General features: G+C 60.5%; 11 protein-coding genes. 5 read left to right on the top strand and 6 right to left on the bottom strand.

Annotated features, from left to right (window positions below):
* Positions 1–150: 150 nt before the first annotated feature.
* Positions 151–4,104, bottom strand: a complete 3,954-nt coding sequence (putA, locus tag CAG25_RS03995) for a trifunctional transcriptional regulator/proline dehydrogenase/L-glutamate gamma-semialdehyde dehydrogenase (RefSeq protein ID WP_064592972.1) — start codon at positions 4,102–4,104, stop codon at positions 151–153.
* A gap of 457 nt (positions 4,105–4,561) precedes the next feature.
* Here putA and putP point away from each other — a divergent pair, with 457 nt between their 5' ends.
* The 5 genes from putP to CAG25_RS03970 all read left to right on the top strand — a co-directional run bounded on the left by putP (position 4,562) and on the right by CAG25_RS03970 (position 11,184).
* Positions 4,562–6,046 (top strand): sodium/proline symporter PutP, encoded by a 1,485-nt coding sequence (gene putP, locus CAG25_RS03990; protein ID WP_085611107.1) that lies wholly within the window; start codon positions 4,562–4,564, stop codon positions 6,044–6,046.
* 290 nt (positions 6,047–6,336) lie between these two features.
* The gene (locus tag CAG25_RS03985; RefSeq protein ID WP_085611106.1) at positions 6,337–8,352 is read left to right on the top strand and encodes a type VI secretion system tip protein VgrG; all 2,016 of its coding nucleotides are present in this window, start codon (positions 6,337–6,339) and stop codon (positions 8,350–8,352) included.
* Positions 8,297–9,049, top strand: coding sequence for a DUF4123 domain-containing protein (locus CAG25_RS03980; RefSeq protein WP_143492881.1), 753 nt, complete (start codon positions 8,297–8,299; stop codon positions 9,047–9,049). Before CAG25_RS03985 ends, CAG25_RS03980 begins: the two co-directional genes overlap by 56 nt.
* A gap of 328 nt (positions 9,050–9,377) precedes the next feature.
* Positions 9,378–9,689, top strand: a complete 312-nt coding sequence (locus CAG25_RS03975; RefSeq protein ID WP_085611104.1) for a hypothetical protein — start codon at positions 9,378–9,380, stop codon at positions 9,687–9,689.
* A gap of 655 nt (positions 9,690–10,344) precedes the next feature.
* On the top strand, positions 10,345–11,184 hold the full coding sequence (locus CAG25_RS03970) for a 23S rRNA (adenine(2030)-N(6))-methyltransferase RlmJ (protein ID WP_064592982.1): 840 nt from the start codon (positions 10,345–10,347) through the stop codon (positions 11,182–11,184).
* A 49-nt stretch (positions 11,185–11,233) separates the two neighbouring features.
* Here the strand turns inward: CAG25_RS03970 and msrA are convergent, their stop codons facing one another.
* The 5 genes from msrA to aceE form a co-directional block, all read right to left on the bottom strand.
* Positions 11,234–11,899 (bottom strand): peptide-methionine (S)-S-oxide reductase MsrA, encoded by a 666-nt coding sequence (gene msrA / locus CAG25_RS03965; RefSeq protein WP_074689601.1) that lies wholly within the window; start codon positions 11,897–11,899, stop codon positions 11,234–11,236.
* A 105-nt stretch (positions 11,900–12,004) separates the two neighbouring features.
* Positions 12,005–14,701 carry a bifunctional diguanylate cyclase/phosphodiesterase gene (locus CAG25_RS03960; protein WP_085611103.1) on the bottom strand — a complete coding sequence of 899 codons (2,697 nt, stop codon included), beginning with the start codon at positions 14,699–14,701 and terminating at the stop codon, positions 12,005–12,007.
* Positions 14,702–14,939: 238 nt separating this feature from the next.
* The gene (locus CAG25_RS03955; protein ID WP_085611102.1) at positions 14,940–16,337 is read right to left on the bottom strand and encodes an alkaline phosphatase D family protein; all 1,398 of its coding nucleotides are present in this window, start codon (positions 16,335–16,337) and stop codon (positions 14,940–14,942) included.
* 278 nt (positions 16,338–16,615) lie between these two features.
* Positions 16,616–18,580, bottom strand: a complete 1,965-nt coding sequence (gene aceF / locus CAG25_RS03950; RefSeq protein WP_085611101.1) for a dihydrolipoyllysine-residue acetyltransferase — start codon at positions 18,578–18,580, stop codon at positions 16,616–16,618.
* 11 nt (positions 18,581–18,591) lie between these two features.
* Positions 18,592–21,237, bottom strand: a complete 2,646-nt coding sequence (aceE, locus tag CAG25_RS03945; RefSeq protein ID WP_064592997.1) for a pyruvate dehydrogenase (acetyl-transferring), homodimeric type — start codon at positions 21,235–21,237, stop codon at positions 18,592–18,594.
* Between the last annotated feature and the right edge of the window lie 242 nt (positions 21,238–21,479).

The following is a 21,479-nucleotide window of genomic DNA, read 5'->3' as shown; positions in this document are numbered from 1 at the left end:
ACAAAACAAATGTGGGAGCGGGCTTGCTCGCGAAGGCGTCGTGTCAGTCGATATCAATATCGAATGATCTACCGCTTTCGCGAGCAAGCCCGCTCCCACAGGGGAATTACATTCCAGGCGACCATTGCGGTCGCCTGGCGTTACAGCCGTTTAGCCGATGGTCATCAGGCTGGCGTTACCGCCCGCCGCCGCGGTGTTGACGCTCAACGCGCGCTCGATCACCAGACGCTCCAGCGCAATGTTGGTCTCGCCCTGGGACAGGCCCTGAACCCCGACGATGGCGCCGGGACGCTTGGCGATCTGCTGGCAGACCGCACGCAACTGGTCGGAATGGCCGTGATGCAGAACCGCATCGAACACCACGTCGTCCTTGTTCCAGTCGGAAACCAGTTTGATCCGCGCCTGAATTTCCTTCGGCAGGCGTGCGAACAATGCCTTGCTGGTGTCGGATTCCGGCCAGACCGCCGAACCGCCCACCGCCAGTACCGCAGCGAGCTGGGTCAGCAGATCACCTTCGATGTCCGCCAGGCACAGCACGTGTTCGCGTGGCAGGATGGCGTAGCTGTTCTTCTCGCCGGTCGGGCCGGCCAGCACGCGGGTGATACCGCTTTGCGACTGGGCTGCGTACTGCACGCACAGGGTGCTCAGATCGGCGAACTTGTTGCTGTCGGCCCAGGCTTTCAGAGCGGTCAGCGGTTTGCTCATGGCGTCGCGCAGACGAACGTCCGGCGCCACGGCAGCATCACCGCGAGCGAAGGACTGTTCGATGGCATCCGTAGGACGCGTCGACAGCAGACGGTACAGGTACAGCGGGCCACCGGCTTTCGGACCCGTACCCGACAGGCCTTCGCCACCGAACGGCTGGACGCCAACCACAGCACCCACGATGTTGCGGTTGACGTAGACGTTACCGGCGTTGACGTTGTCGATCACCTTGGCGATGGTCTCGTCGATGCGGGTGTGCACGCCGAGGGTCAGGCCGTAACCGGAGGCGTTGATCTGGGCGATCAACTGGTCGATCTCTTTACGCTTGTAGCGCACCACGTGCAGCACCGGGCCGAAGATCTCGCGTTGCAGCTCGTCGAAGCTTTCCAGTTCGATCAGGGTCGGCATGACGAAGGTGCCGCGTTTGACTTCCTCGGTATCGGCGATGGCCACCTGGTACACGTTGCGACCTTTGTCGCGCATGCCCTGGATGTGCTTCTCGATACCGGCCTTGGCTTCGGCGTCGATCACCGGGCCGATGTCTACCGACAGACGCTCCGGGTTGCCAAGACGGCTTTCAGCCATCGCGCCCTTGAGCATTTCGATGACGCGATCGGCGGAATCTTCCTGCAAGCACAGAACGCGCAGGGCCGAGCAACGCTGACCGGCGCTGTCGAAGGCCGACGACACCACGTCAATCACCACCTGTTCGGTCAGTGCCGAAGAGTCGACGATCATCGCGTTCTGGCCGCCGGTTTCGGCGATCAGAGGAATCGGACGGCCCTGGTTGTCGAGGCGACCGGCGATGTTGCGTTGCAGCAGACGGGCGACTTCGGTGGAGCCGGTGAACATCACGCCTTTGACGCGCTCATCGCCAACCAGACCGGCGCCGACGGTTTCACCGCGACCCGGCAGCAGTTGCAGCACGCCTTCCGGAATCCCGGCTTCGAGCAGCAGACGCACAGCTTGTGCGGCGACCAGCGGAGTCTGTTCGGCCGGTTTGGCCAGCACCGGGTTACCGGCGGCCAGTGCGGCGGCAACCTGACCGCTGAAGATCGCCAGCGGGAAGTTCCACGGGCTGATGCAGACCACCGGGCCCAGTGGGCGGTGGGCGTCGTTGCTGAAATCGTTGCGTGCCTGCACCGCGTAATAACGCAGGAAGTCGACCGCTTCGCGGACTTCGGCGATGGCGTTGGCGAAGGTCTTGCCGGCTTCGCGGGCCAGCAGGCCCATCAGCGGCTGGATCTCGCCTTCCATCAAGTCAGCGGCACGTTCCAGAATCGCGGCACGTTCGGCCGGCGGGGTGGCCTGCCAGATCGGTGCGGCGTTCAGGGCGCATTGAATGGCGTTGTCGACGTCTTCGACCGTGGCTTCCTGCACATGGCCGACCACGTCACGCAGATCGGACGGGTTCAGCACCGGTGCCGGCGCTTCGTTGCTGGAGGCGCAGCCGAGCATCGGCGCGGCTTTCCAGTTGTTGTGCGCAGTGGCCAGCAGGGCGCAGGACAGCGAGGCCAGACGATGTTCGTTGGCCATGTCGATGCCGGCGGAGTTGGCGCGCTCGGAACCATACAGGTCACGCGGCAGCGGAATGCGCGGGTGCGGCAGGCCGAAACCACCTTCCACGGTTGCCATCTGCTCGATCTGCGCAACAGGATCGGCCACCAGTTCCTGGATCGAAATCGACTGGTCGGCGATGCGGTTGACGAACGAGGTGTTGGCGCCGTTTTCCAGCAGACGACGTACGAGGTACGCCAGCAGGGTTTCGTGGGTGCCGACCGGAGCGTACACGCGGCACGGACGGTTCAGCTTGCCCTCGGAGACTTTGCCTACAACCTGCTCGTACAACGGTTCGCCCATGCCGTGCAGGCACTGGAATTCGTACTGGCCCGGGTAATAGTTCTGACCGGCAATGTGATAAATCGCCGACAGGGTGTGGGCGTTATGCGTGGCGAATTGCGGGTAGATGACTTCCGGCACCGACAGCAGTTTGCGCGCGCAGGCGATGTAGGAAACGTCGGTGTACACCTTGCGGGTGTAGACCGGATAGCCTTCCAGGCCTTCGACCTGGGCGCGCTTGATTTCGCTGTCCCAGTACGCGCCTTTCACCAGGCGGATCATCAGGCGATGACGGCTGCGGCGAGCCAGGTCGATCACGTAGTCGATCACGTACGGGCAACGCTTCTGGTAGGCCTGGATGACGAAACCGATGCCGTTCCAGCCGGTCAGTTGCGGCTCGAAGCACAGGCGCTCGAGCAGATCCAGCGACAGCTCCAGGCGGTCGGCTTCTTCGGCGTCGATGTTCAGGCCGATGTCGTATTGCTTGGCCAGCAGGGTCAGCGACAGCAGGCGCGGGTACAGCTCGTCCATCACGCGCTCGTACTGGGCACGGCTGTAGCGCGGGTGCAGGGCCGACAGTTTGATCGAGATGCCCGGGCCTTCATAAATCCCACGGCCGTGGGACGCTTTGCCGATCGAGTGAATGGCTTGTTCGTACGAGGCCAGGTACTTCTGGGCGTCGTGTTCGGTCAGCGCCGCTTCACCGAGCATGTCGTAGGAGTAACGGAAGCCCTTGGCTTCGAACTTGCTCGCGTTGGCCAGGGCTTCGGCGATGGTTTCGCCGGTGACGAACTGCTCGCCCATCAGGCGCATGGCCATGTCGACGCCCTTGCGGATCATCGGCTCGCCGCTCTTGCCGATGATGCGGCTCAGGGAAGAAGTCAGGCCGGCTTCGTTGTGGGTGGAGACCAGTTTGCCGGTCAGCAGCAGGCCCCAGGTCGCCGCGTTGACGAACAGCGACGGGCTGTTGCCCAAATGCGGCTGCCAGTTGCCGGTGCTGATCTTGTCGCGGATCAGCGCATCGCGAGTGCCTTTGTCCGGGATACGCAGCAGCGCTTCGGCCAGGCACATCAGCGCCACGCCTTCCTGGGACGACAGGGAAAATTCCTGCAACAGGCCCTGAACAATGCCTGCACGACCGCCGGCACTCTTCTGGTTACGCAGTTTTTCCGCGATGGTTGCGGCGAGTTTGTTGGTAGCTTCGGCCATCGGCGCCGGCAGGCGCGCCTGCTCGATCAGCATCGGCACCACTTCCGGCTCGGGGCGACGGTAAGCGGCGGTGATCGAGGCGCGCAGCACCGATTGCGGCAGGATGCTTTCAGCAAATTCGAGGAAGCATTGGTGCGCGTGATCGGTGTGGACTTCACCTGCGTCGTCGGTGTCCTTGGCGGACAAACCGTTCAGCTCGGTCAGGGTTGCACCACCCTCGAGTTTTTCCAGGTAATTGAAAATTGCCTGCTTGATCAGCCAGTGCGGTGTGCGATCAATCGAGGTTGCGGCGGCCTTCAGGCGCTCGCGGGTCGGGTCGTCAAGTTTGACCCCAAGGGTGGTGGTAGCCATATTTTTATCCTCATAGGTGCCGCAGTTGCGCGACAACAGCTGGCGGCAAGATTAGCCGCGAGCCGAAATAGGTGCAACCGGGTGCAACCCTTTTTTTGTCGGAATATTCTGCAGCTCGTCAGGAAATAATTTCTGGTACGAAAGTACTGCTCTCGCTTGGTGCTTTTGCTTCTAGAAAAGCGTTGTCTCTGCGTTAAAAGGGAGCAAAAAGCCACTTCCGTAGGATAAATCCGACTGGGTGCAACTAATTCTCAAGAAACTGGTTGCACCTGTTTTGCTTTGTTGCATAGGATTCGCGCCCAAGGTGCAACCGGGGAAACCCGACGCACCGGCCAATGGCTTTCCTGGGGAAACATTGGTCATAAATGCGCGGCCGTGCGAATCGTCTGTCAGGCATCAGTCTGCAAACGGTGCAACCGCCGCCGCTACATAAAAACAAAGCCAGGGCACGTACGTAATGAGCGCAAGCAATCCAACCCTGATCACGTTCGTGATCTACATCGCAGCAATGGTGCTGATCGGCTTCATGGCCTATCGCTCCACCAACAACCTTTCCGACTATATTCTGGGCGGCCGCAGCCTGGGCAGCGTGGTGACGGCATTGTCCGCCGGCGCTTCCGACATGAGCGGCTGGTTGCTGATGGGCCTGCCGGGCGCCATCTACATGTCCGGCCTGTCCGAAAGCTGGATCGCCATCGGCCTGATCGTCGGTGCCTACCTGAACTGGCTGTTCGTCGCCGGCCGTCTGCGTGTTCAAACCGAGCACAACGGCGATGCGCTGACTCTGCCGGACTACTTCTCCAGCCGTTTCGAAGACAAAAGCGGTCTGCTGCGCATCATTTCGGCGGTGGTGATTCTGGTGTTCTTCACCATTTATTGCGCTTCCGGCATCGTGGCCGGTGCCCGCCTGTTCGAAAGCACCTTCGGCATGTCCTACGAGACCGCGCTGTGGGCCGGTGCTGCGGCGACGATTGCCTACACCTTCGTCGGCGGTTTCCTCGCGGTGAGCTGGACTGACACCGTACAAGCCACCCTGATGATCTTCGCCCTGCTGCTGACGCCGATCATCGTGCTGCTGGCTACCGGCGGCGTCGACACCACGTTCCTGGCCATCGAAGCACAGGACCCGAGCAACTTCGACATGCTCAAAGGCACCACTTTCATCGGCATCATCTCGCTGATGGGTTGGGGTCTGGGCTACTTCGGCCAGCCGCACATCCTGGCGCGCTTCATGGCTGCTGATTCGGTGAAATCGATCGCCAACGCCCGTCGCATCTCCATGACCTGGATGATCCTGTGCCTGGGCGGCACCGTGGCCGTGGGCTTCTTCGGTATCGCCTACTTCTCGGCGCACCCGGAAGTCGCGGGTCCAGTGACCGAGAACCACGAGCGTGTGTTCATCGAACTGGCGAAGCTGCTGTTCAACCCGTGGATCGCCGGTGTGCTGCTGTCGGCCATTCTGGCTGCCGTGATGAGCACCCTGAGCTGCCAGTTGCTGGTGTGCTCGAGCGCCCTGACCGAAGACTTCTACAAGGCTTTCCTGCGTAAATCCGCTTCGCAAGTCGAGCTGGTATGGGTCGGTCGCGCCATGGTGCTGCTGGTTGCACTGATCGCCATCGCGATGGCCGCCAACCCGGACAACCGTGTGCTGGGCCTGGTGTCCTACGCCTGGGCCGGTTTCGGTGCAGCCTTCGGTCCGGTCGTGCTGATCTCGGTGATCTGGAAGAAAATGACCCGTGACGGCGCTCTGGCCGGCATCCTGGTCGGCGCGATCACCGTGATCGTGTGGAAGCATTTCGAACTGCTGGGTCTGTACGAAATCATCCCGGGCTTCATCTTCGCCAGCCTGGCGATCTACTTCGTCAGCCTGATGGGCCAGCCGAGCGCCGGCATGGTTCAGCGCTTTGAAGCGGCCGAGAAGGACTTCCATCTGAACAAGTGATGGGAATGAGCTGAGGCTCACAAGAAAACGGCCCGCGTCCTACAGGAAGCGGGCCGTTTTTTATTGCCTGCGATTTATCGGGTTCACCCGAGCAACCTGTGGGAGCGAGCAGGCTCGCTCCCACAGGGTTTGGTGATATTTCTGAAAGAAATGTCTGTAGTCGAATGCGCCAATTCTTGAAGGGGAGATCGAAGTTTCAAGTAGGGAAAATCTGATTTTTCAGTCACCCAACCTGCACCCCTTGCCCCTCATGCAGAATCGCCCGCCCTCAATCTGCAGAGAGACATCGGATGTTCGCGTCTGCCAATCAACCGCGTTTCACGTTGACCGTCGAAGGCGCCCAGTTTGACCTCAAAGTCCTTGAGTTCACGGGCAAGGAAGCCATCAGCCAACCCTTCCGTTTTGACCTGGAGCTGGTCAGTGAGCGGCCGGACCTGGATCTGGAAAGTCTGCTGCACTGTCAGGCGTTTCTGAGTTTTGATGAAGACGGTTCCGGTATTCACGGTCAGATCTATCGGGTCGGGCAGGGGGATTCCGGCAAGCGTCTGACCCGCTATCACGTCAGTCTTGTTCCGCGTCTGGCCTATCTGGGTCACCGGATCAATCAGCGAATCTTCCAGCACCAAAGCGTGCCGCACATCGTTACGCAGATCCTCAAGGATCACGCGATCCTGCGCGATGCCTTCGAATTTCGCCTCGGCAGCGACTATCCGCCGCGTGAATACTGTGTGCAGTACGCCGAGAGCGATCTGGCGTTCATACAGCGCCTGTGTGCCGAAGTCGGCATTCATTTCCATTTTCAGCACAGCCCGAACGGGCATCTGCTGGTGTTCGGCGATGACCAAACGGTGTTCCCGCGTTTGGCTGAGCCGACGCTGTACCTGCCGGGCAGCGGCATGGCTGCATCGGCACCGGCGATCAAGCGTTTCACCGTACGCGTTGAAACCCGCACCAGCGTGGTCACCCGGCGTGATTACGACTTCACCAAACCCCGGCTGGCGCTGCAAAGTCGCGCCGAAAGCGAGCAGCGCCCGGTGCTGGAGGATTACCACTTTCCCGGCCAGTTCACCGAGCGCGAAACCGGCAAGCAACTGGCCCAGCGCACCCTTGAGCGGCATGTCGCCGATTACCGTCAGGCCGAGGGACGCAGCGATCAATCTGCCTTGGTCAGTGGACATTTCCTGCAACTGACCGAGCATCCGCGCCAGGATCTGAATGACCTCTGGCTGCTGACTGCGATCGAGCACCGTGGCCGACAGCCGCAAGTGCTGGAGGAATCGGTGACCAGCGACGGTGATGACTTCCAGGGCTACCGTAATACCTTTCTCGCCACACCGTGGGACGTGTTCTTCCGCCCGCCGATGGGCCCGGAAAAACCACGGATGCTCGGCTATCAACCCGCCGTGGTCACCGGCCCGAAAGACAGTGAAATCCATTGCGACGAGTATGGCCGGGTCAAGGTGCAACTGGCCTGGGATCGCGACGGTGAGCTCAATGAGCATTCCAGCTGCTGGCTGCGGGTCGCCAGCGGCTGGGCCCACGACCGTTATGGCAGCGTGCTGATACCGCGGGTCGGCATGGAAGTGCTGGTGGGATTCATCGATTCCGACGCCGACAAACCGCTGGTCATGGGTTGTCTGCCGAACGCCGCCACGCCGGTGCCGCTGGATCTGCCGGCCGACAAGACCCGCAGTATTTTCCGCAGCCAGAGCAGTCCCGGCGGCGGGGGCTACAACGAATTGCGCATCGAGGATCGCAAAGGCGCCGAGGAAATTTACCTGCGCGCCCAGCGAAACTGGACCCAGCACGTGTTGAACGATCAGCAGGTGCAGGTGGATAACCAGCGCAGCGTTGTCGTCACCGGCCTCGCCAAACACGAGCTCAAAGCCGATGAGCAGCGCATCACCCACGGCCAGCGCCAGACCGAGGTGAAGCAGGACGACCACCTTACGGTGGCCGGCGACCGGCACATCCGCGTGAGCAATCAGGCGATCAACGCCAGTGCTCAATTCCACGTCAGCGCCGGCCAGCAAGTGGTGATCGACGGTGGTGCGAGCGCGACGATTCAGGCGGGCGGGCAGTGGATCAACATCGGCCCCGGCGGGATCTTCAGCAGCGTGCCGATTGTGGTGGGTGGTGCGCCGATGGCGGCGATGAGTGCGGCGCCGACAGTGCCGGGGTTGCCGGAAAAACTGGCGGCAGCCCCGGCTGCGATTCTGACTGCTGCGCAAATCATGAGCCTGAAAGGTGATGCGCCTTTCTGTGAAGAATGCGAGCGCTGCAAGGACGGTGTCTGTGCAGCCTGATCAATGGTTGAAGGATCAGCCGCTGAAACCCTCGGAGCAGTTGTTCGCGGTTTTCAGCAGCTCGAGTGCGGTAGAACCGCTGAAAGCCTGGCCTTTGAATGCGCAGATGCCGAAGCCGGTGTGGGCGGAAACGATCTACGCCGAGTGGGATACGGTGATGCCCTACGTGGGAATCGTCGACGCGGGCAGTGAGTTTCTGGATTGGGTCGCGGCCATCGAATCCCGTGACTGGGGTTGGCTGGCGGTTTCTTCGGCGGGGCTTGAGGCGGTGGTCGAGCACTTTCGCAGCTTGACCCAAGTGCTGATGCCGGACGGGAAAGCGGTGTTCTTCCGGTTTTGGGATGGGCGGTTTTTGTTGCCGATCCTTGAGTCGTCCGAGGTGGATGCCGGGCAATTGCTGCCGGTTCTCACGCGAGGCTTTATCAACGGTCAGGCCGTCGAAATCGGGGGCAGGGCGCAGGTCTCGGGTCGGGAGTTTCCTTGGTGGCAGGTGCCGGAAAAGCTGCTGGCGCAGTTCGGCGATGATGCCCGGATCAACAACGCCTTGCAGTGGTTGAGCGAGGAGCAGCCGGCGTTGTTCGAGGCGTTTCCCGCCGATGTCTTGCGCTGCAAGGTTGTCAGGTTTTTTGCGGTTTCGACGTCGGACGAATCGTCGGCTTCGGCATTGCTGGACTACTTGCGAGACGAGTCAGAGTGAAATTTCCGGGCAAAGGCTTCGGACGTTTCCTGCGAGTTGCGGCGGTTTGCGTGAACTGGTGGGCGCGGTGCTGCGGGGATAGTCTTTGGCTGTCTCCGCAAGTGTGGAGACAGGGCGTAGGAGCCCTGATTTCAGAGCAGTGCATAAGCGTCGTTGCCCGATTTGCGGCAGTCTTCGCTCGACCGTAAGATCCTTTGCGGCGGTTATGCGCGGGCACGCTTCGGCGTGGCTGAGTGCTCTGGTCTCAGTCCTCCTACCCCGCGCATGGCTGCCACCCAATCCGTAGGAGGAAACGGTGGACGTTCACTTCACTACCAGAGGTTAAAAAATGAGCAAGCTTCATCCCGATCCACCCTACGAACCCTTCATCCCCCACCCCGACAACCGCCTCATGGCGCTGACCAGCAACTGCAACGACATGCCCACCCTGTTCATCGACACCCACGCCCCGCTCGACATCCTGATGGACGCCGCCAACTACCGCATCCGCGCGGTGATCCAGGTCCTGGAAAACATGTGCATGCGCGGCTCGGTCGAGTGCGACTCGGTCATCCTCAGCGACTTCGCCCAGCTCTGCGTGATTCCACTGCGTGACGGCTGTGATGTGCTGGATGTGATTGGCAAGCGCTTACGCTCGTAGCTTTAGTAGGCGAGGCATAGCCTGAGACGAGGGAGCTTGTCGGCTCACCGCACCGTACCGCATGAGCGCGCCAAACAAGCTCTCTCCATTTGTTTTTTCAGATTTTTATAACTTCACTCATGAGTTTTCCCTTTGGGCCATCGGTGATCGTAACCCTGACTCTGTCTCCAACGATTACGGACGGCTTTGTTTGCGTTGTTTCCTCCAATGTTCCACCTCCGTTATCAACGGTTACGCTGATGCTGAATGTCTGACCAAACCTCGCATATTTCGGGTGCGGGATTGTGATGTCTTCGACTGACACAACAGTGCCAGTAGCTGATGTGGTAGTAATAGGTTGTGCCATTGATGACGATCCTCTTTGCAATGGATTGAAACATTACAAGCGTTAACGAACGCTGGTCCTGTCACCTGATTAAGTGTTGTTTTCGGCGAGATGGATACTGTCAAAGTTGACAGGTAGAGGCTGTAATTCCATTTAAAAAGAGACCGTTCGTCGTAATCAGGCTAATGTCGCACTGAATTGGTTGGGCGACTCCACTCATTGCAATTCCGTTTTATCAGGGGCTTTTGAAGGGTTGTCAGCCACTCAGCCCCCAACCCCTGACTTGCCGCCCGGTAAAAGGTAAACTTCACGGCCCTCGCAGGAGCAGCCATGAATTATCGTCACGCCTTCCATGCCGGCAATCACGCCGATGTGTTCAAACACCTGACCTTGACCCGCCTCATCGCCCTGATGTCGCGCAAGGAGCAGCCGTTTGCCTATCTCGACAGCCACGCCGGCATCGGTCTGTATGACCTGCAGGGCGATCAGGCCAACCGTACCGGCGAGTACCTGGAAGGCATCGCGCGCTTGTGGGATCAGCCGGATCTGCCGGCGCTGACCGCCGACTACATGAAAGTGCTGCACGAGATGAACCCGGACGGCCAGTTGCGTTATTACCCGGGCTCGCCGGAGCTGGCGCGGCGTCTGACCCGTTCCCAGGATCGCGTGTTGCTCAACGAGAAACACCCGGAAGACGGCGTGCTGCTCAAGGACAACATGAAGGGCGACCGCCGTGTGGCCGTGCATCTGGGCGAGGGCTGGCACGTGGCGCGGGCGCTGCTGCCGGTGACCGAGAAGCGTGCGGTGATGCTGATCGATCCGCCGTTCGAGAAGCTCGACGAGATGCAGCGTTGTGCGGCGTCGCTGAAAGAGGCGATCTCGCGGATGCGCCAGACCGTGGCGGCGATCTGGTATCCGGTGAAGGATCAGCGTGCGCTGCGTCGTTTCTATCAGGATCTGGCCGGCACCGGTGCGCCGAAGTTGCTGCGGGTCGAGCTGCTGGTGCATCCACTGGATACGCCGAACAGCCTGAACGGCTCCGGCCTGGCGATTGCCAATCCGCCGTGGGGGCTGGAGGAAGAATTGCGTGAGCTGCTGCCGTGGCTGTCCAAGAAACTTGGGCAGACCCAGGGCGGATGGCAGATGGATTGGTTGATCGCCGAGAGCTGATCAACCGTCAATCGCTCCCGCACATAGCGCGGGAGCGATCAGGGCGGGCTTAGTTCCCCGCCAGACTCGGTGGCATGCAAACACCCGTGCCGCCAATCCCGCAGTAGCCTTCCGGATTTTTCGCCAGATACTGCTGGTGATAGGCCTCGGCGAAGTAAACGGTCGGCGCCTGTTCAATCTCGGTGCTGATTTCACCCAGACCCGCCTTCGACAGCTCAGCTTGATAAACGGCCTTGCTCTTCAGCGCCGCCTCCAGTTGCTCCGGATGGGTCGCGTAGATCACCGAACGGTACTGGGTGCCGATGTCATTGCCCTGGCGCATGCCCTGCGTCGGGTTGTGCAATTCCCAGAACATCGCCAGCAGCTCTTCGTAGCTGACCTTGGCCTTGTCGAACACCACCAGCACCACTTCAGCGTGGCCGGTCAGGCCCGAGCAGACTTCTTCGTAGGTCGGGTTCGGCGTGTAACCGCCGGCGTAACCGACCACGGTGCTGACCACGCCTTCGCGCTGCCAGAAGCGGCGCTCGGCACCCCAGAAGCAGCCCAGCCCGAAGATTGCGAAGTCGACGTCCTGAAAGAACGGGCCCAGCAACGGCGTCTCGGTGAAAACAAAGTGTTTTTCAGGCAGGGCCATCGGGGTTTCGCGGCCAGGCAGAGCTTGTTCTTTAGTCGGTAGCACGTTTTTGTTCACCAGAATTTCCGAGCGCAGAACCATGATCGTTCCTCTCAGTCAGGATGGGATGTCTATAAGCTGACCCACAGTGTGCCCAATGATGCCCGGTTAATCACCAGGCAAAATGTGCGGATAGTGTCCTGTGGGTTACAGAGAGAGCGGACCGCGCGGGTAGCGCTTGAGCGCCTGGATCAGCTCGCCGCCCGGAATCGGCCGGTCGAACAGGTAGCCCTGGCCGACGTCGCAGCGGTGCCGACGCAGAAACGCCAGCTGCTCGGCGGTCTCGATGCCTTCGGCCACGACCTTGAGTTTCAGGTTGTGGGCCATGGCGATCACGGCGGAGGTGATCTCCATGTCGTCCTGATTGTCCGGGATTTCATGGATGAAGCTGCGATCGATCTTGATGATGTCGATCGGGAATTTCTTCAGGTAGCTGAGCGACGAGTAACCGGTGCCGAAGTCGTCCATGGCCAGGGTCAGGCCCAGACGCTTGAGCTGGTCGAGCTGCAAGTGGGTATCTTCAGTGGCTTCCAGCAGCAGGCCTTCGGTCAGTTCCAGCTCCAGGAGATTGGCCGGCAGCGCTTCTTCCTTGAGGATGTTGGCGATGGAGGCCACCAGATCCGGGTCGGAGAACTGCTTGGGCGACAGGTTGATCGCCACCTGCAGATTGCCCATGCCCGCAGCGGTCAGCGCTTTGCTCATGCGGCAGGCCTGGCGGGCGATCCACTTGCCGATCGGAATGATCAGACCGGTTTCTTCGGCGACGCTGATGAACTGGTCCGGGCGGATCATGCCGCGCTCCGGGTGATTCCAGCGCAGCAGCGCTTCCATGCCCAGCAGACGACCGCTGCGCAGGCACAGCTTGGGCTGGTAGAACACGTCCAATTCATTCTGGGTCAGAGCGCGGCGCAGGTTGTTCTCAACGAACAGTTTGTAACTGGCCTCGGCGTTCAGCGCTTCGGTGAACACCTGCACCTGATGTTTGCCGTTGGCCTTGGCCTTGTGCAGAGCGAGGCCGGCGTTGCGCATCAGGGTCTGCGGGTCGCGGCCGTGCAGCGGCGCGCAGGCCAGGCCCACGGAGCCGGTGACGCTGATGAGCTGGTTGTCGACGAACATCGGTTTATCCAGCGTCGCCAGCAATTGGTTGGCGATCTGCTGCCCGGTGGCAAGGTCAGTGTCGTCGAGCAACACCGCGAATTCGTTACTGGCGAACCGCGCCAGACTGCCGCTCGGGCTCAGGCTGTTACGCAGGCGCCGGGCCAGGCTGATCAACAGCTTGTCGCCGGTCTGGTGGCCGAGGCTGTCGTTGATCCGCTTGAAGTTGTCGATGTCCACCAGCAGCAGGCTGATCGGGGTATCGCTATCCCGGGCGAAGCGTTCATCCAGATTGCGGATAAATGCAGGCCGGTTGCCGAGGTTGGTCAGGTTGTCGGTGTACGCCAGGCGCTCGATGCGCTGCTGCGCCAGCTTGGTCTGGGTGATGTCTTCGTAGATGCCGATGTAATGCGTCAGCTCACGGTTGTCGCCGTAGACCTTGGAGATCGACAGTTGGCCCCAGTAGGGTTCGAGGTTCTTGCGGCGGCTTTTGAATTCGCCCTGCCAGCTGTTGCTCTTGGCCAGAGCCGACGGCGCGTCGAACAGCAGCTCGCTTAAGTTTTCCAGGGCTGGCAACTCCGACAGGCGCTGGCCGTGGACTTCCTCGGTGGTGTACTGGGTGATCGCGGTGAAGCTCGGGTTGACGTACTCGACCACGCCGTCGCAGTTGACCAGCAAGAAGGCGTTGGCGCTTTGTTCGACCGCACGCTGGAACAGGTGCAGGGCGCTGGTGGCGGTGCGGCGGTTGTGATTATTGATGACCTGCGCGAACTGGTCGGCCAGTTCACCGGCAAAGGCGATTTCGTCGGATTGCCAGGCGCGGGTGACGCCGGTCTGCTCCAGGCACAACACGCCGACCACCTGGCCGTCGACGCGGATGCTGGCGTCGAGCATGGCGTTGACGTCGCGCGGGCGCAGGGCTTCGGCCATTTCCCGGGTACGCGGGTCGCGAATCGCGTTGTGCGCGTCGATGGCGCGGCTGCCGTGCAGGGCTTCCATGTAATCGGGGAAGCCGCTGACGTCGATCACCTCCGGCAGGATGTATTCCTGGGTGGCGCGGTGGTACGCCGAAATCGGCACCAGCTTCTGACCTTCGAGGTTCCACAGGCTGGCACAGTCGATTTCGTAGATATCGCAGGCGCAGCGGGTGATCAGCTCGGCAGCTTCCTGGAGGGAGTTCTGGCTGCTGTAGCGCTGGCGGGCCAGCAGCAGGATCAGGTCCTGCTGGGCGCGCACCCGCTCCAGATGCTGCAGTTGTTCCTGCTGGGCACGCTGGTTGAGCTCCAGGGCGATTTGCAGGCGTGAATTCTGGGTTTCAAGGTCGACGGACGGCAGCGAAGGTGCCTCGTCAAACACGTTGTCGACCGCCAGCAGGTAACCGCGCAGCAAGTGGCGGTTGTGCTGTCTGTAGGCTTCACCGAGTTCGAGAATGCTCAGCGCACCGGCGGCGGTGTGCAGGGTGTAGCGCACCAGATAATGCGGGCTGTGGCCGAGTTGTTGCTGGATCGCGTCGTGCAGTTGATAACGCGCTTCGGGCTCCATCAGGCTGGCATAGGGCGAGCCGACCAGAGCGCAGAGTTCGACGGCGGGCTGGCCGAACTGGCGTTCACAGTTGGGATCTAGAAACAACATGGCCCAACTGGCTTCATTCAAGCGCTCGAAACGCAGCATGCCGAGCCGCGAGGGCACAGGCAACTGCGTCACTACCTCGGCCACCATACGGCTGGCGGCATCGGGTTGGCTCTTCATGAAGGGAACTCGCTTGGAAATTTGCTGAACGCGCCGGGCTCGCGCCCTCTTTACTGTTGCCTGCGGCAAGGTTGCATCATTGCGGCACTGACTGACAAGAGACATGAAGGCCAAGTGCTATAAGAATATGTCGGCTGCAGTGAACATTTCTCCAGCACCCGCCGGAAACTAATGCTACCAAGCGTGAAAATGGCCGTTCCAGAGCCCTCCGGCATCCGGAACGGTCGTACCGCTGGATTCATCGCAACGGAATATCGATGGATTGCAGGTGCCTGCCATCCCGATCGTGATAGTTGACCTGCATTCGCCCGGCTTCAACCACCATGTGCGCAAAGTTGTCCTGGCTGACGACCTCGCTGGTCAGTTCGTGCCGGTATTCGCCTGCCTCGGTCTGCGCCAGCGGCTGGTCGAGCGTGAAGGTCGCGGCGGTGGCGTAGGGCAGCAGTTTGCTGTTGCTCAGCGGTGAGGAAACGACGGTGTGCACTTCAAAGTCCGGGTCTTCGCTGTGGGTCAGGCGACTGGTCAGCGAGCCATGCACATCACCGGAAATGAACACGACGTTCCTGATCCGATGCTGGCGGATGATTTCCAGCAGGCGCAGACGCTGTTCGGGGAAGCCCATCCAGGCATCATCGCCGTTCATTTTGCGGTCGGGATAGAACATGACGCTGGTGACTACAAACTTGACCCGCGCCGGGCTATTGATCAACCACTTGCACAGCGCCTGTTCCTGTTCTTCATCGAGGATGCGCCGGTTGTCATTCGACAAGTTGCGGCAAGTTCGACTGTCCGTCACAAACCATTCGATATCGCCATCGCTGAATTGATACCAATAGTGCTTCAGTGTCGTGCGATCAATTGTTCCGCTAGTTGTTGTTGAACAGATCGGGCTATGACTCGCTTGATAAATATCGTAAGTCGCCATTGCGTTGCGATAGAGCGTTTTATCGGACTCATGGGCGTTCATTGGCCAGTTATCTTCTATTTCGTGATCGTCCAGGATCATGTAGGTCGAAGTGCCGGACATCAATCGTCGAATATTAGGCAGGGAAAACGCCGCGCGATACTTTGCAATGAACTCGTCATAGTCGCGATCCGGGGCGAACAGGTTCAAGTCGTCGGCGTAGATCTGATCGCCACACATCATGATTGCGCTGATTGCCGGTTGTGCACCCTCGATCAACTGGCTGATGGACGCGAAGATCCGGTCGCCCAGATGCGGGAGCACCGGGACGCCGGCGGTCATGCGCAGGTAACGGCAGGAGCCGAGGATGTAAGCGCGCGGCTGCAAAGGCTGGCTGCTGCGGGTGCGCAGGCGGTAAATCTCCCGTGGCCATTGCAGCGGCAACTCCGCCACGCTGTGGATGGTGTGGACGGGACTCATCGGGCTGAACCAGCCGGTCTGGTATTCGTATTCGGTGTCTGCCTTCAGATGATCGATTACGAATACTTCCGTCATGTCGCGGGTTGAATCAAGTTTGACAAACTGGGCGGGTTGCCATTGTTTCGAATCCAGTAGCCGGTAACGAATGCCGGCAAATACGGACGCATTATGTTGCAGTCCGCCACGAATGAAAATTCGCGCCTGGTTAGTTGTGGTGTGGCCAATGATCGGGCCGACAGTAGGTTTAAGCATGTTCGAATCCATTCGAATAAGTGTTGGTGATTAATGAAGTTTCCCGGTTTAGTGGTGTAACTTCAGTGCGCCAAGGTTAGTTGCCTGGTGCTGAAAAATATCGATAGGAAGTGGACTTGAGTCGTGGCCTATATCAGCGCAAGTTGTGGGAAAAGTTCGGGCGGCCGTTATTTCAGGCAAAAAAAAGCCCCGCCAAAGTGACGGGGTTGAGGTACGAGCGTGTGGCGCTCGAAAACGTGGAACACGGTCGGCCCTCCGTCGCCGGAGGGCCGAGCGCTTTACAGCAGGATGGTGCGGATGTCCGCCAGCAGATCGCTCAGGCGCTTGGTGAAACGTGCAGCAGCGGCGCCGTTGATCACACGGTGATCGTAGGACAGCGACAGTGGCAGCATCAGTTTCGGCTGGAAGGCTTTGCCGTCCCAGACTGGCTGGATGGTTGCCTTGGAAACACCGAGGATCGCCACTTCCGGCGCGTTGACGATCGGCGTGAAGCCGGTGCCGCCAATGTGGCCGAGGCTGGAAATGGTGAAGCAGGCGCCTTGCATCTCGTCCGACGAAAGCTTCTTGGTCCGGGCTTTTTCAGCCAGGGAAGCGGCCTCGGCGGCCAGTTGCAGCAGGCTCTTCTGGTCGACGTTCTTGATGACCGGTACCAGCAGGCCATCCGGGGTGTCGACGGCGAAGCCGATGTTCACGTATTTCTTGCGGATGATTGCCTTGCCGCTTGGTGCCAGCGAGCTGTTGAAGTCCGGCAGTTCCTTGAGCAGGTGTGCGCAGGACTTGAGCAGCAGCGGCAGGATGGTCAGCTTGACGCCGGCCTTCTCTGCGACAGCTTTCTGTGCGGTGCGGAACGCTTCCAGCTCGGTGATATCCGCCGAGTCGAATTGCGTTACGTGCGGTACGTTCAGCCAGCTGCGGTGCAGGTTGGCAGCACCTACCTGCATCAGGCGGGTCATCGGCACTTCTTCGATTTCGCCGAAACGGCTGAAGTCGACGACCGGAATCGGCGGGATGCCCGCGCCACCGGTTGCGCCAGCAGCAGCGGCCGGTGCTTCCTTGGCCTTCTGCATCATGGCTTTGACGTAAACCTGCACGTCTTCTTTCAGGATGCGACCGTGCGGACCGCTGGCGCCGACAGCGCTCAGCTCGACGCCGAACTCGCGAGCCAGTTGACGCACGGCAGGGCCGGCGTGAACTTTCGCACCAGGCTTGGCTGGAGCAGCGGCCGGAGCGGCAGCAGCAGGTGCAGCGGCAGCCGGAGCAGCAGCGGCTGGCGCCGGAGCGCTCGGAGCAGCAGCGGCAGCTGGAGCCGCGGCAGCAGCCGGAGCGGCGCCTTTGACTTTCAGCTTGAGGATCAGGTCGCCGGTGCCGACTTCGTCGTCCAGCTTGATGGAAACGCTTTCCACCACGCCAGCGGCAGGCGACGGGATTTCCATGCTCGCCTTGTCGGATTCCAGAGTGATCAGCGACTGATCGGCTTCAACGCTGTCGCCAGCCTTGACCAGCACTTCGATGATCTTGGCTTTGCCGGCCGAGCCGATGTCCGGAACGTGGATGTCCTGAACGCTGTCGGCAATCGGTGCGGCTGGCGCGGCGGCCGGAGCCGGCGCAGCGGCAGCGGCTGGAGCAGCAGCCTGGGCCGGAGCGGCAGCAGCAGGGGCCGCAGCACCCGCCACTTCCAGATCCAGGATCAGGTCGCCGGTGCCGACTTCGTCGTTCAACTTGACGCTGATGGCCTTGACCACGCCAGCGGCAGGCGACGGGATTTCCATGCTCGCCTTGTCGGATTCCAGGGTGATCAGCGACTGATCAGCCTCGACAGTGTCGCCGACCTTGACCTGGATCTCGATGATCTGGGCCTTGCCCGACGAACCGATGTCCGGCACGTGCACTTGCTGAACCGAAGCGGCAGCCGGAGCGGCGGCAGGCGCAGCCGGTGCAGGAGCGGCAGCCGGTGCAGCTTCGGCCTTGGCGGCAGGCGCAGCAGCCGCAGCAGGGGCCGCTTGCGCGGCGCCCTCGACTTCCAGCTCCAGCAGTTCGTCGCCTTCTTTCAGGCGGTCGCCCAGCTTCACTTTCAGGCTCTTGATGACGCCGGCTTTCGGGGCCGGCACTTCCATGCTGGCCTTGTCCGATTCCAGAGTCAGGATGCTCTGGTCGGCTTCGATACGGTCGCCGACCTTCACAAACAGTTCGATTACTTCACCTTCACCGCTGCCGATGTCAGGTACGCGAATGAGTTCGCTCACAGAGTTTCTCCTCAGCAGTCCAGTGGGTTGCGTTTTTCCGGGTCGATGCCGAACTTGGTAATGGCCTCGGCCACGACTTTAGGTTCGATATCACCACGGTCAGCCAGTGCTTCCAGGGCTGCCAACACCACGAAATGACGGTCGACTTCGAAGAAATGACGCAGTTTCTTGCGGCTGTCGCTGCGGCCGAAACCGTCGGTGCCCAGGACTTTGAATTCCTTGGACGGTACCCACTGACGGATCTGTTCGGCGAACAGCTTCATGTAGTCGGTCGATGCGATGACCGGACCCTTACGGCCGCTCAGGCATTCTTCGACGTAGCTCTGTTTAGGCTTCTGGCCAGGTTTCAGACGGTTGCTGCGCTCTACGGCCAGGCCGTCGCGACGCAGTTCGTTGAAGCTGGTGACGCTCCACACATCGGCGCCGATGTTGAACTCTTCACGCAGGATCTTCGCCGCTTCACGGACTTCACGCAGGATGGTGCCGGAGCCCATCAGCTGTACGTGGTGCGCCGCATCGCGGGTGTCTTCTTCCAGCAGGTACATGCCTTTCTTGATGCCTTCTTCGGCACCGGCCGGCATGGCTGGCTGCTGGTAGGACTCGTTCATCACGGTGATGTAATAGAAGATGTCCTGTTGCTCTTCGGTCATCTTCTTCATGCCGTCCTGAATGATCACCGCCAGCTCGTAGCCGTAGGTCGGATCGTAGGTGCGGCAGTTCGGGATGGTGGCAGCCAGCAGGTGGCTGTGACCGTCTTCGTGCTGCAGGCCTTCACCGTTCAGGGTGGTACGGCCGGCGGTGCCGCCGATCAGGAAGCCACGGGTACGGCTGTCGCCAGCGGCCCATGCCAGATCGCCGATACGCTGGAAGCCGAACATCGAGTAGAAGATGTAGAACGGCAGCATTGGCTGGTTGTGGCTGGAGTACGAAGTACCGGCGGCGATGAAGGAGCTCATGGCGCCTGCTTCGTTGATGCCTTCTTCAAGGATCTGACCTTTCTGGTCTTCCTTGTAGAACATCACCTGGTCTTTATCGACTGGCTCGTAGAGCTGGCCGACGGACGAGTAGATGCCCAGCTGACGGAACATGCCTTCCATACCGAAGGTACGGGCTTCGTCCGGGATGATCGGAACGATGCGCGGGCCGATTTCCTTGTCCTTGACCAGTTGCGCGAGGATCCGCACGAAGGCCATGGTGGTGGAAATTTCACGGTCGCCGGAACCGTCGAGGATCGCCTTGAGGGTGTCCAGATCCGGAGTCGGCACGCTGAAGCTCTGGGCGCGACGCTGAGGCACGAAACCGCCCAGTGCGGCGCGACGCTCGGCCAGGTAACGGGCTTCGGCGCTGTTTGGCTCCGGCTTGAAGAACGGCAGGTTTTCCAGCTCTTCGTCTTTCACCGGGATGTCGAAGCGGTCGCGGAACAGCTTCAGGCTGTCGACGTCGACTTTCTTGGTGTTGTGCGCGGTGTTCTTCGCTTCGCCCGCACCGGTGCCGTAACCCTTGATGGTCTTGGCCAGGATGACGGTCGGTTGTTCTTTGTGGTTGACCGCTTCGTGGTACGCCGCGTAGACCTTGTACGGGTCGTGGCCGCCACGGTTGAGTTTCCAGATCTCGTCGTCGGACAGGTCTGCAACCATCGCCTTGAGTTCAGGCGTGTTGAAGAAGTGTTCGCGAACGAACGCGCCGTCTTTGGCTTTGTAGTTCTGGTACTCGCCGTCGATGACTTCGTCCATGCGACGTTGCAGGATGCCGTCGACGTCTTTGGCCAGCAGCGGGTCCCAGAAACGGCCCCAGATGACTTTGGTCACGTTCCACTGAGCACCGCGGAACACGCCTTCGAGTTCCTGGATGATCTTGCCGTTGCCGCGAACTGGGCCGTCGAGGCGCTGCAGGTTGCAGTTGATGACGAAGATCAGGTTGTCCAGCTTCTCGCGGCCGGCCAGGGAGATCGCGCCCAGGGATTCCGGCTCGTCGCACTCGCCGTCGCCCAGGAAGCACCAGACTTTCTGTTTGCCCGGCTGGATGAAACCTCGGTGTTCCAGGTACTTCATGAAGCGTGCCTGGTAGATCGCCTGGATCGGGCCCAGACCCATGGATACGGTCGGGAACTGCCAGAAGTCAGGCATCAGCCAAGGGTGCGGGTAGGACGACAGGCCCTGACCGTCGACTTCCTGGCGGAAGTTGTTCATCTGGTCTTCGGTAATGCGGCCTTCCATGAATGCGCGGGCGTAGACGCCTGGCGAGGTGTGGCCCTGGAAGTAGATCAGGTCGCCGCCGTGTTCGTCGGTCGGGGCCTGGAAGAAGTAGTTGAAGCCGATGTCGTACAGGGTCGCACTGGAAGCGAAGCTGGAGATGTGACCACCCAGGTCAGAATCTTTCAGGTTCGTACGCATTACCATGGCCATCGCGTTCCAGCGTACCAGCGAGCGAATGCGGCGTTCCATGAACAGGTCGCCAGGCATGCGTGCTTCGTGGGTAACGGGGATCGTGTTGCGGTAAGGCGTGGTGATGGCGTAAGGGAGCTGCGAACCGCTGCGGGTCGCCAGTTCACCCATACGGGTCATCAGATAGTGAGCACGGTCTTCGCCTTCTTTGTCGAGAACCGATTCCAGGGCGTCCAGCCATTCCTGGGTTTCGACGGGATCGAGGTCTTGCATGGCTTGCTCCAGGGCGGAAAGGCTTCCAGAATCGGTTGCCTGAGTTTGCGACTGGCCTTGTGGGCAGACGATTTAAAATTCTTGGATTGCCGACAGGTTGTTCCGGCGGCGTGTAGTTTTACTACAAATCATCCGGCATTTCAGCCTCTCGAATGTATAGACGAGTAGTAAAACTACAGATGAAAGGCTTGTGGCCTCCAGCTGCGTTGTGAGAATAATCGTTAAGGTTGGTCTTTAGCCAT

The sequence above is a fragment of the Pseudomonas sp. B16(2017) genome (genome assembly GCF_002113205.1).
GTDB lineage: Bacteria > Pseudomonadota > Gammaproteobacteria > Pseudomonadales > Pseudomonadaceae > Aquipseudomonas > Aquipseudomonas pharyngis.
The sequence above is the reverse complement of the archived record's forward strand: the minus strand, read 5'-3'. Positions and strand labels throughout refer to the sequence as shown.

Coding starts and splice junctions, on each gene's coding strand:
- CAG25_RS03980 (WP_143492881.1), top strand. CDS start 8,297: ATGCGCCTTTCTGTGAAGAATGCGAGCGCTGCAAGGACGGTGTCTGTG.
- CAG25_RS03985 (WP_085611106.1), top strand. CDS start 6,337: ATGTTCGCGTCTGCCAATCAACCGCGTTTCACGTTGACCGTCGAAGGC.
- putA (WP_064592972.1), bottom strand. CDS start 4,104: ATGGCTACCACCACCCTTGGGGTCAAACTTGACGACCCGACCCGCGAG.
- putP (WP_085611107.1), top strand. CDS start 4,562: ATGAGCGCAAGCAATCCAACCCTGATCACGTTCGTGATCTACATCGCA.
- CAG25_RS03975 (WP_085611104.1), top strand. CDS start 9,378: ATGAGCAAGCTTCATCCCGATCCACCCTACGAACCCTTCATCCCCCAC.
- msrA (WP_074689601.1), bottom strand. CDS start 11,899: ATGGTTCTGCGCTCGGAAATTCTGGTGAACAAAAACGTGCTACCGACT.
- aceE (WP_064592997.1), bottom strand. CDS start 21,237: ATGCAAGACCTCGATCCCGTCGAAACCCAGGAATGGCTGGACGCCCTG.
- CAG25_RS03970 (WP_064592982.1), top strand. CDS start 10,345: ATGAATTATCGTCACGCCTTCCATGCCGGCAATCACGCCGATGTGTTC.
- CAG25_RS03955 (WP_085611102.1), bottom strand. CDS start 16,337: ATGCTTAAACCTACTGTCGGCCCGATCATTGGCCACACCACAACTAAC.
- CAG25_RS03960 (WP_085611103.1), bottom strand. CDS start 14,701: ATGAAGAGCCAACCCGATGCCGCCAGCCGTATGGTGGCCGAGGTAGTG.